Consider the following 12,125-nt stretch of genomic DNA (forward strand, 5'->3'; position numbering starts at 1 on the left):
ATAATAAAAAAACTTCGTAATTATATAATAAATAAGAGAAAGGGGCGTTAAATATGCCAATTAAAGTTCAAAACAATCTTCCTGCAAAGAAGATAATGGAAAAAGAAAATATATTTATGATGGACGAAACAAGAGCGGTATCTCAGGATATAAGACCTTTATATATCGCAGTTTTGAATTTAATGCCGCTAAAGGAAGAAACAGAAGTCCAGCTTCTTAGAAGTCTTTCAAATACACCGCTTCAGGTAGAGATTACATTTCTGACAACAGCGACATATATAGGAACAAATACACCTGCAAGCCATTTGAATGAGTTTTACAAAACATTTGAAGATGTAAAAGATAGAAAATTTGACGGACTTATAATAACAGGAGCACCTATTGAGCATATGGAATATGAGGATGTTCAATACTGGGATGAGCTCACAAAGATAATGGACTGGTCAAATACAAATGTAACATCGACACTTCATATATGCTGGGGAGCACAGGCTGGACTTTATTATCATTATGGAATACATAAATATATGCTGCCAAAGAAGAAATTTGGAATATATGAGCATATCGTGCATCACAGAAAAGAACCCCTGTTAAGAGGCTTTGATGATGTGTTTTATGCACCACATTCAAGACATACAGGAGTCAACCATGATGAGATAGCAGCCTGTAAAGACATAACAGTGCTTGCTGAGTCCGAAGAAGCCGGAGAACTAATTTTGGTGTCACATGACGGAAAAAAGATATTTGTACTTGGTCATCTTGAATATGACAGAATGACGCTTGACTCAGAATATAAAAGGGATAAAGCAAAAGGGCTTGATATAGAAGTACCTGAAAATTATTATCCGGATGATGATTCGGAGCAGCGGCCAAAACTTCGCTGGAGAGGTGCAGCAAATGCATTATTTAGTAACTGGTTGAACTACTACGTTTATCAGAATACACCGTATTCGTGGGATTAGAAATGGCGGAAATACGATAAAACAGGGTTTTCTGAAATCTGCATAGAATAATCTAACATCAAGATAACTTAGATAATCCAGTATATTTTAATATAAATTAGTATATTTTAATATATCAATGGAGATAAAATGGAGATAATACGAACTTCATGGAGACAAATCATAATTAATAAATTTACCGCAAAGAACTTTGTATAAAATCGTAAAAAATAGGGATAGAAGAGTAAGTAAACTCAACTATCCCTATTTTAAGAATGAAGAAGATATGAAAATCTTCTTGGTAAATACATACTCTCTTTATGGGTAGAGTTTTTTGCTTTATATATTTACAAAATCACCACTTTACAACTTTTTCAAAAAAATAAATTGTACAGGACTTTCAGTGGTATAATGAGTTTGCACAAAACAGTTAGTTTCCCACTAAGTAGGGACTCGCTATAGATATAATGTTTCTCATTTAATGGCTGAGATACACCAAACAACGCCAAGAGCAGTAGCGAAGGAGATTATAGAGTCTCTCAAACTCAATACTTCTGCAAACCGACCTTTATATTTATGTCGTATATCGGTCAGCGACAGCTCGCTTGTAAAAGTCTGCCAACGGGTTGACAGACCGCCCACACTTCTTTTGGGTGTGAGCAGCTTGTTATGTTGTTATTCTCTGTTATTGGGAATTTTTGACAGAAATTGTCAAATGTGATATTATAGCTACAACACTATCTAAGACGGTAGGACGGTTGTCTTCCACCAGAGAGTATAAGCTCTGTTTACATATAGAAAACCTGTTTGGTAATTTATATGAAAGGAGGACACTTGCAATGATTACAATTTCGTTACAAACTGTTTATTATGCATTAGGAATCGCTAGTATCTTATGTGGTTCAGCGTATGAGATTGGTAAGAATGCAAGAAAATAACCGCCCTGGTCTGGTAAACTGATGGCGGTTAGATTCATTCTTTCCAATATTTGATTTCAAGACAACCGTTCTGCTATACGGATAGTGTCGTTTTAATTACTTCTTAATTCCCTTTAATATTAGTATATGTTTGGGAATTTGTCAAGGGTTAGATGAAAGCTTCTAAAATCCAATATGCTATGGGGTTTATCGCATGGTACATCTTAATCTATCCGCAATAATGTCTAAGCATCACGCACAGCAATGCTTCTGCTATAAGAGATGCGGCGATATAAGCTATCATTCCGTATTTAGGAACAAAGAACATAAGTGACAGTATCTTTATGAGTGTGCATACTACTGTTATCACAAAGGTCATATGGGGCTTGCCAAGTCCATTCAATATACTGCTGTAGGTCATGTTTAGGTACAAAAACGGACATAAGAAAGACATTACGGTAAGGTATCTTCCGGCAAGTTCGTTGTGGAAGAAAAGACTTGCACAGATGTTTCCAAATAGCAGGAAAAAGATAGTAGCAGCCATTCCGGTTACAAGACAGAAATATGATGTGCGTCGGATAAGTTTTTTAATCTGTTTTTTGTTTCCTGATGAGTGCGCTTTTGAAACAGCAGGGAGAAGCATTGTTGATATTGCCATTGTTATTGTGGCAGGAAACATTATAAATGGCATAGCCATTCCGGAATATATACCATACACACTTAAGGCTTCGTTCATCGTATAGCCGTATTTTACGAGTGAAGCAGGAATAAATATTGATTCTACACTATGTAAAAGAGAGATTGTCAGTTTTATTGATGTTAGCGAAATAAATACCGGCAGGAGCAGTTTAAAACTTTCTTTTAAAGAAATTTTATTTTTTCTTTTATTGAAAGTTTTATTTTTTAATTCTTGTCTTTTAAATTGCCGGTTATCAGATTTAGCATTATAAGCGTGTTGTCTTTTTGAATGCAGGCTTTCAGAGTGCAGCTTGGCATTATCATTGTTTATATTTTTGTCGGAAATATGTTTTTTATCGTTGCGTTTTTTATTTTTTATTGTAGACATATTATAGAGGAAACCAAAAAATTCACCAACGGTAAGTCCATACACGGCTATCTGGCAGCAGATTTCTTTATCAGAGAAAAAGCCCTGAACGATAAATACAAATAAGATGCGGGTTATCTGCTCTATTATTCCGGAAATGGCAGGTGGTTTTGCATTTTCAAGTCCGTATTGGTATCCACAGATGCAGGCTGAAATGCTGCAAAATGGGAAAAGATATGTGAGCAGTTTAAGATAGATGTCACAGTCGGGTACCATGAGGATATTGCAGGCAATCCACTTTGAGTTGAAATTTATAAAAATGGACAGAAAAAGTGCAAGGATAAAGCTGAGTATCGTGCCGGCAAGAAGTATCGTGCGTGGAGTTATATCTTTTGAAACGCTTCCCTTTAAACCGTCGTCTTTAGAATGTGTGTTATTTTTGCCTATGAGTGTCGCAACAACCTGAGATATGGCACTTTGCATACCAGCTCCGTAAATCGTAAAGCACAGCACATATATAGGAAAAATAAGCTGATATGTACCAAGCAGTTGTTCACCGAGAATATCAGCGAGGTATATTCTGTATATGAAACCGATTATGCGGCTTAAGATACTTGCACAGGAGAGTATAAGAGTTCCTTTTATTATATTGCTTTTAAGTTTGTTTTTTACCTTTTTTTTTGTTTTTGCGGCTGAGTTCATAAAACTTCCTCACTTTAGCACATTCAAACTTATTATTTAATTTTATTATATGATGAATAAAATTATGATGAATATATAGATTTTAGATTTATCAGATGATGAATAAAATTATGATGAATATATAAATTTTAGAGTTATCAAACGGTAAAAAGCTAAGTTTCTTATATGTATTTCAAATTTATCATGTGTCAAACAGCATTATGCTGAATATATTGATTTTATATACGGGTGCAGAGGTGCGGTATGATTTATCTTGACCATGCGGCAACGACTTCGGTATGTCCACGGGCGGTTGCTGAGATGAAAAAATGTCTGGAAATTTATTATGGAAATCCATCGGGGGCATATGAATTTGCACAACAGTGTAAGGAAAAAATAGAGACAGCCAGAAAGCAGGTGGCAAAGAGTATAAATGCATCTAAAGATGAAATTTATTTTACAAGTGGTGGCACGGAGAGTGACAACTGGGCATTGTTTGGAACGGTGAGAGCGTGCAGATATAAAGGAAAAAGAGGACGGCATATCATAACAAGCTGTATTGAGCATCATGCAATCCTCAATTCCTGCAAGGCACTTGAAAAACAGGGATACAGAGTGACTTATCTTCCGGTTGATGAGAGGGGTGTGATTTCGCTTAGGGATCTTGAGAGGGCGATAAGAAATGATACAATTTTGATTTCGATAATGTATGCCAACAATGAGATAGGAACGATTCAGCCTATAGACGAGATTGCTAAGATAGCCAAAAAGTACAATATTTATTTTCATACAGATGCAGTTCAGGCATATATGCATATTCCGATTGATGTAAAAAAAAGCGGGATACATATGATGAGTGTAAGCTCGCACAAGCTCTGCGGACCGAAAGGAACGGGGTTTCTTTATATATCAAAGGGTTGTGATATAGAAAAGTTTATCTATGGCGGAAAGCAGGAAAGCAATATGAGAGCAGGAACGGAGAATGTACCTGGGATTGTCGGTATGGGTGCAGCCGTTGAAGAGGGATTTAAAAATATGTATAAGAAAAATCTTAAAACGGCAAATGTAAGGGACTATTTTTTGTCAAGGATAGAAAATGAGATAGAAGATGTGCGGTTAAACGGTGCAGAACCGGGAAATGAAAGACTTCCCGGAAATCTGAATATAAGTTTTAAAGGAATTGAGGGAGAGACTCTGCTCATTATACTCGATATGAACGGAATATGTGCTTCAGCAGGTTCAGCCTGCAATACAGGAGAACCGGGGATTTCCCATGTGATAGAAAGTATAGGTGTTCCAAAGGAATATGCCGATGGAACAATAAGATTTACACTTGGTGAAGAAAATACAGTCAGGGAAGTTGACTTTGTAATGGATATATTAAAAACAGCCATAAAAGTATTAAGAGAATAAGTTATGGGAGTAAAAAATAAAACAAAAGTATTATTAGAAGGCTTTTATAGAAAGTTTCATTATAGAATATATAAAAAATTGAGTTAGATTATATGCAAAAACGATAAAAGGGTGAAAAAACATGTTAAATTGCCGAAAATAATTATGTGTATAAATATAAAACAACTAAAAAAATAAATTTTTCTTATATAAGTGTGAAAAAATCACCTAATTACAAAAAAAATCTACATTTTTGGGGTTGTCGAGCCCGTTTTATGCGTGAGATAACCCTGAATATGAGTTTTCTGCCAGTTGAATGAGGGGGTTGAAAGTGGTATTCTATATGTGGAAAATGGTACTGAAAAAAACGGAAACCGATTTTTGACATAGGGGGTGTATAATGACATTTAAGTATGTGCAAAGGAGGTTTACAGTATGTGTGAAAGCACGCCACGCTGCCTGCCGGAAGATATAATGCTAAACGAAAGATATAAGATAGGCAGAGTTATAGGCGAGGGGAGTTTTGGAATTACATATATAGGAAAAGATTTACTTTTAAATATAACAGTTGCAATAAAGGAGTATTTTCCTCTTAGTTATGGAAGCAGAGATGTTCGTGGCAGGGATGACTACAGTATATACATTTATCACGGAAAAAACAGTGAACTATATAATAAAGGTCTTAGTGACTTTTACAGTGAGGCAACAATACTGTCGCAGTTTCATTCTCTGGACGGCATAGTTTCTGTCAGAGACTTTTTTTATCTGAACAATACGGCTTATATAGTTATGGATTATGTAGACGGTATTACATTAAAAGAGTATGTGAGGAAAAATGGTGCGATAAAAGGGCAGGAAGCATTTTTGATGATGAAACCTATTATCAGGTCGCTGAAAAAAATTCATGATGCGAAAATCCTGCATAGGGACATAAGCCCGGACAATATACTTATAAGGATAAAAGAAAAACAGCTTGTTCTTATAGATTTTGGCTCGGCAAGAGAAAAAAATGTTATGACGGATAAAAGCCTGACCGTTACATTCAAGAGAGGATATACCTCAGAGGAGCAGTATCTTCGCAAAGGCAGGCAGGGGAGCTGGTCTGATGTATATTCTTTGTGTGCGACTATGTATTTTATGCTCACGGGAAAAGAGCCTAATGAGTCAATAGAGAGAATGCTTAAGGACAGGCTTGTGCCTTTGTCGGAGATTGAAAATATAGATTTAACCAAAAGACAGAAACAGGCGATAATGCAGGGAATGTCGATAAAAGCAGAAGACAGGATACAGAGTATGGACGAGTTGTATAGTGAACTATATAACAAAAAAAGGTTTAGCTTTAACATAAGGATAAATAACAGGACAAAAACAATAGGAAAAATGGCGGTACTGTTTATTGCCGTGGCTATGGCAGGTATTGTTGTGGGATTTGCCGTAAATAACAGAAGAATGTTCACAAAGAACAAAGGGGCGGTTGCACAGGTTTCTGCAAATCCGGTGATAACTCAGCAGACGGAGGAGACAAAAGAGCCGGACAGCAGATATTATATGCCGTCATTTGAGGGAATGACAAAGCAGCAGGCATTAGAACTGCTGGATGCAAAGGGTGATACGGCGATTCTTGTCAAATGGAGCAAAAAATACAGTAGCACTCAAAAGGGAAAGATAATATCACAGAGTGTAACAGATGGAACAATATGCGAGAGAGGAAAGAAAAAAACATTAGTTCTCACCGTAAGTAATGGTGAAAAGAAATATAAGGTGCCGGATTGTGTCGGAAAAGGATATAAGAATGCAATACAAAAAATTAAAGATAAAAAACTTTCGTATAAGATAATATATAAAGAGAGTAAAAAAGATAAAGGTATTGTAATAGGACAGGCTCCTAAACACGGAAAAATGGTGAAAAGCAAGACTGTTATAAAGATTACGGTAAGCAAAGGAGAAAAAATAAAAATGACACCACAGACACAAAATACTCCAAAGCCGTATGAGACTAAGACAAGTGCACCAGCCAAGACGAGTGTACCAAAGACTCAGACTAAGAAAAATGAGAAAAAAAATAAAGATGTTGATTTTGCGGGAAGTATCCCATAATAACGACAGAAAATAAAGCGAGAATGAGGAATTACTATGAGATACAAAGATTTAGATGGCGAATTTTTAAAAGAGATAAAAACAGTATTAAAGCAAAATAAGTTTATGAGATTTGATATATTTATAATATCAAAGGTACTAAAAAAGGATTATATGACAAAAAAGATAAGCGGGGAGACAAGAGCAGAGGCTTATCACTTATTTTGTAAGATTACCGGTGATAGGAGATTTGCGGCGGTACCAACGGTAAAAAGGTGGTTTGGCATAAACGGATATACATTGCCAAGACGGGAAAACATATTTGAGATAGCATATGTCCTCAAGATGTCTGAAAATGGATTGAGAGAGTGGCTTATGGAGGGACTTGGAGAACCCGATGTTCAGTTTAATGATTATCATGAAGTAATATGGCTGTATGGACTTGTCAACGGTATGACATGGGAGGATGCAGAAAAAAATATAGAAACTTACGAGAAAAGGCTGAAATTTGAGATAAAATTAGAAAAGACACATTCCACCAATTATCTGATGGAGCAGTTTGATGCGAGAAAGAGAAGTGATGAAAAAGAATTTATGGAATGGATGTATATGAACACTTCCTCATTTAAGGGGTATAGCCTGACAACGCTGGAATATGTAAATATTTATAAAGATATAATTACTGAATATGTGTGCAATGAGTCTATGGTAAGCCTGAAAAAGTTTTTGGCAGAGACTGATTTTTATTCATGGACAAAAAAGAAAAATGCAGATGAGAACGAGAGGATAGTTCAGAAATATCTTTATTATATAAAGAGAAAAAGGGATAAAAATGTGTCTGAGGGTATGATGGAAAATATCAGGGAAGCAAACAGAATAGCACATATGTCTCCGGATTCCAGACAGAAAATGCTGGCAGATATATTTTCAACTTCAAAATCTAATAATGAATTTGGAAATCTTACACGAAAACGATTGTCGGATATTTTAAATCTTCCGATTCAGTTAGAGAAAAATCTGCGTGCCGGGATAGCTCTCAATGAATTAAAATATAAGGATGATACAGACATATGTCCGGAGTGGGTGGCAGAATTTATTGAAAGCTGTGCAAAAAAAACGGCAGTGCCGGAAAATGTAAAAGAGGCAGAAGACTGGCTTAAGTCATTCAAAGTTGAAAACCATAGAAGATGCAGGCTTGTTCAGAGAAAAGACCTGCTGCCAATGATACTTTATGTTGCTCAGCGCAGGTACACGGAAGAAAACAGCAGACAGAACAAAGAGTATGAACAAAACTCGGCGAAAGAATATTTTGTCAATATGGCAAATGCAACTTTATCGTCTTGTGGAATGACTTCGATAAATGAAAAATATAAGCTTGACATGGTGCTGCTTAGCACATACCAAAAAGATGATATGTATTCATACTCGGAAGTTGTGGAGATAACATCGGAAATATAGGGGAGAGAAGTTATAAGGAAAAAGGGTATCATTTCAAAGTGAGTACGATAGTTATAAAATGAGGAGAGGGGGTGAAATATTATGAAAAATAGATTTAGAAAGCGGTTAGCATTCTTACTTATATTTACAATTCTTATTATGGCTTTAAGTCCTGTCGGCTGTGTAAAGCGTGCAGATGCGGCGGATGAAACAAATACAGCGGATGATGTTATTAAACTGTATGATAAAGGTCAGTTGATAGGAAAATACGGTGACCTAAAAACAACATTTGAAAATATGACTGACATTGAAGGTGAATATAAGATAATATTTTCTGCTGAACAGACGGAATACTGCATTGATGGGGAAATTTGGCTGCCTGAGTGTGAGAGTATTAAATTTGTAGGAAATCAGGTAGATGATCCGCATTATTCTTTGCCGTATATATCGACGGCAGTAAAAATCAATGACAGTATTCATTTGCAGTCGGATGTTACATTGAATAATTGTACTTTATTTGAGAGGAATACAACAGAAATGTGTGTACTCGATATGGGAAGTCATAAACTTAGGACAGACGGAAAGTACACGGAAATATCAGCGGGACTGAGTGCTAAATATGGAGACAATCTTTTTTATGCTAGTGATGTTTGTATCTATTGCTTCAGAATTGAGGGGCAGGAGAACTCTGAACTGATAATAAATAATTGCAATTTATTGATTGACAGTGACCTTTTCATAGATAAGGTAAGGCTTGAAGAAAATGCATCGTTAAAGTTTCAAAGCGGATGGGCGAAGATAAAAAAAGTTATAGCAAAAGATTATTCCGGAATAGTATCATATTATGCTACAGGAAGATATGAGATAGGTGAAATATCAATAGAGAATTGCAGGTTGAATGTAGATCTGTTTGAATCTGCGAAAATCAGGATAGGAAAGGTCGGTCTGACGGAAAATGCTGATAAGAACAAGAGTTATTTTGATATGTATGTTTATTGCCCTGAGATAACAAAAACATATTATCCGAGATTTGAAATAGAGGATATTGATGAAGATAATGTCAATGTTAGTTTTAAAATGGAAATAAGTGCCAGCGTTGTCTACGACACGGCATTAGAGATGCTTGTGCATAATGATATATCATGTCTGAAAATGCCAAAAGATTATGATATAAGTAAATTTATGAGTTATCAGGTTGGAAAATATCTGGTGACGAAAGAATTTGATGTGGTCATGGATGATGACGGAAATGTGTGGCTTCCTATAGTAGGAGAAATTGATAACAACAAAACAACAGAAGAAGAATTAACCTGTGAACTTGATGAAGAACAAAAGGACAGCAATGGCATTTATTACAAATTAAATGAAAAGGATAAAACAGCGACCTTAGGTGTTGATAGAGATATAGACTCTGCTTCATTACTTACTGATTTTAATAAAATAGATAGCGGTGTATTAAAAATTCCTTCATATATAAAATATGAGGGAGAAACTTATAAGGTAACAAGGATTGGAAAAAATGCGTTTAAGGGCACAAAGTGGAAATTGGAAGAAGTTCATATACCCGATACTGTGATGAGTATAGGTGATAATGCTTTTTGGTGTTCTGTAGTGAAATTGTATATAGGAGCAAATGTATCAGATATAGGAGAAAAAGCAGTTGCATCAACCTTGATGGAAGAAGTATATCTTGATGATAATAATAAGGACTTTGTTCTCTATCAGGGAGCATTGTTTGATAGGGACATGACAACGCTTATAAGATGTCCGACTAAATCATGGTATGAATATTATCCTGTATATAATGTACCTGAAAGTGTTAAAAAAATTGCAGCGGGAGCATTTACCAGTTCAATGATTTTTAATATAAAGGCAGATTCGGTGACTACAGTAGGAGAATATGCATTTTATCATGCTATTAATTTGAGGACAGTATCATTGAGAGGAGTTGTTGAGATAGGTAATGGAGCATTTGATATGGGTGGGTCATATAATTTATATGGGTTAAGAAATGTCTATCTGTCAGATAAATTAGAAAAAATCGGTCGGGAGGTGTTTTCGGGTAGTTGTAATATTAAATGTCTGGTATTGCCGGACTGTTCATTGAACATAGGTACATTTTGCTTTGATAGTCAGTCTATAGAATATATTTTAGGCGGCAAAAATGCACAATATGAACAACAGGCATTTGTGAGTTGTAAAAATCTTAGATTGGTTCAGTTGAGTGAAGCGATGCAGTATCTTCCAAGAGGTCTTTTTACTGATTGCACATCGTTAAAAAAACTATATATACCGGAAACTTGTTTAGGCAGTAAGGATAATGTTACCTTTTTGGATATTCCCCAAAATCAGGTTACGGTATATGGAAAAGAAAATCTGAGAGAATTTGCACAAAATAACAATGCACTTTTTGAAAATATTGAGGAACATGAGCATACTTTTGTGACGCAGAGAGTGCAGGATGCCAGAGTATATGAGCCGGGAATGGAAGTGACATATTGCAGTGAATGTCATTATATTTTGGATTATAAAGAAATAGCCGCACCTGAACAGTTAGAAGATACAACATATTATAGAGAACCGGAAAGTCTTGTGCATCCGTCGGAAGAACCAAAGCCGTCAGTATCGCCTACACCCCAGCCTACAAAAACTGCTTCTGTTACGGCGAAGCCTACACAGACTCCTATGGTGACAAAAACTCCGACTGTTACGGTTAAGCCTACAAAAACACCTGCTGCAACAGCAACAGTTCCGTCACCGACACAGACTCCGATAATGACTGATTCACCTCCGGTAGTATCACCGACGGCAATGCCAAATGGAAATGCATCGTCAAAGCCTGATAAAGAGCCTGAACCGACATTATTGGATACGGAAACACCAAATCCAACAGACAGGACAACGCCACAACCTACAGATAATGCGTCACCATCGCTTACAAACGAGCCGTTTTATACAATCAGTCCGACTCCGACAGCAGCCACACCACAGCCTACATCCGTTCCGGGGTTAAGTGATAAAGACAAAAAAGCACTTATCATTAAGATAAATTCGATTGGACTAAATAAATACAATCAGCCTGAGATAGTTTGGAAAAAAACATCAGAGGGTATCGGCTATGAAATATACCGTGCAATGTCAAAAAAGATAAAGTGGCAGAAGATTGCTGTCGGCGAAAAGAACAGTTCCTATAGATATACTGACAAAAAAGCAAAAGCGGGACAAAAATATTATTACAGAATAAGGCTGTTTAAAAAGACGGGTGGACAAAAATATTATGGCAAATATTCAAATGTTTGCATGATAAAGACTTTGTCGATAGTGAAACCGAAGATAAAAGGAACGACAGGGACATATCAGAAAATACCTTATGTGCAGATAACATTAAAAAAATACAGCGGCACTTATGTGGAAATCTATATTCGGGGAAGAAGAAAATATCAGAAGATTAAGTTAAAATCATCTTTCATAAAAAGATATAAAGCAAAATTTAAACTTAAGTGCGATAATAAAAAAGCAGTGTATTACTTTAAAGTTCGGACGATAGTAAAGAAGTCAAAGAAAAGATATTACAGTGTATATTCTGACTGTATAAAGGTAAAAGTGACGGGGCATTGATGATAAAATCTGCAATAG

6 protein-coding genes are annotated in these 12,125 nt (G+C 35.9%); 5 read left to right on the plus strand and 1 reads right to left on the minus strand.

What is annotated here, in order from left to right; genetic code table 11:
* The first annotated feature begins 53 nt into the window (after positions 1–53).
* Positions 54–962 (plus strand): homoserine O-succinyltransferase, encoded by a 909-nt coding sequence (gene metA, locus DWZ63_RS01680; protein WP_022014612.1) that lies wholly within the window; start codon positions 54–56, stop codon positions 960–962.
* A gap of 1,125 nt (positions 963–2,087) precedes the next feature.
* Here the strand turns inward: metA and DWZ63_RS01685 are convergent.
* Positions 2,088–3,605, minus strand: coding sequence for a polysaccharide biosynthesis protein (locus DWZ63_RS01685; protein ID WP_118498430.1), 1,518 nt, complete (start codon positions 3,603–3,605; stop codon positions 2,088–2,090).
* Between the two features lie 243 nt (positions 3,606–3,848).
* Between DWZ63_RS01685 and DWZ63_RS01690 the strand changes: the two genes are divergently transcribed.
* From DWZ63_RS01690 to DWZ63_RS01705, 4 genes are all read left to right on the plus strand, one after another.
* Positions 3,849–4,997 (plus strand): cysteine desulfurase family protein, encoded by a 1,149-nt coding sequence (locus DWZ63_RS01690; RefSeq protein ID WP_055943319.1) that lies wholly within the window; start codon positions 3,849–3,851, stop codon positions 4,995–4,997.
* A 414-nt stretch (positions 4,998–5,411) separates the two neighbouring features.
* Complete coding sequence (locus tag DWZ63_RS01695; RefSeq protein ID WP_022014617.1) at positions 5,412–7,073, plus strand: PASTA domain-containing protein; 1,662 nt, start codon at positions 5,412–5,414, stop codon at positions 7,071–7,073.
* Positions 7,074–7,109: 36 nt separating this feature from the next.
* Positions 7,110–8,510 (plus strand): hypothetical protein, encoded by a 1,401-nt coding sequence (locus tag DWZ63_RS01700; RefSeq protein ID WP_118498432.1) that lies wholly within the window; start codon positions 7,110–7,112, stop codon positions 8,508–8,510.
* Positions 8,511–8,591: 81 nt separating this feature from the next.
* Positions 8,592–12,107 (plus strand): leucine-rich repeat protein, encoded by a 3,516-nt coding sequence (locus DWZ63_RS01705; RefSeq protein WP_118498434.1) that lies wholly within the window; start codon positions 8,592–8,594, stop codon positions 12,105–12,107.
* The last annotated feature ends 18 nt before the right edge of the window (positions 12,108–12,125 follow it).

The organism is Clostridium sp. AF34-13 (assembly GCF_003477845.1).
Taxonomy (GTDB): Bacteria; Bacillota; Clostridia; order Lachnospirales; family Lachnospiraceae; genus Butyribacter; species Butyribacter intestini.

What these genes read in the sequence shown, in the direction of transcription:
- metA (WP_022014612.1), top strand. Translation starts at nt 54, where the DNA reads ATGCCAATTAAAGTTCAAAACAATCTTCCTGCAAAGAAGATAATGGAA.
- DWZ63_RS01685 (WP_118498430.1), bottom strand. Translation starts at nt 3,605, where the DNA reads ATGAACTCAGCCGCAAAAACAAAAAAAAAGGTAAAAAACAAACTTAAA.
- DWZ63_RS01690 (WP_055943319.1), top strand. Translation starts at nt 3,849, where the DNA reads ATGATTTATCTTGACCATGCGGCAACGACTTCGGTATGTCCACGGGCG.
- DWZ63_RS01695 (WP_022014617.1), top strand. Translation starts at nt 5,412, where the DNA reads ATGTGTGAAAGCACGCCACGCTGCCTGCCGGAAGATATAATGCTAAAC.
- DWZ63_RS01700 (WP_118498432.1), top strand. Translation starts at nt 7,110, where the DNA reads ATGAGATACAAAGATTTAGATGGCGAATTTTTAAAAGAGATAAAAACA.
- DWZ63_RS01705 (WP_118498434.1), top strand. Translation starts at nt 8,592, where the DNA reads ATGAAAAATAGATTTAGAAAGCGGTTAGCATTCTTACTTATATTTACA.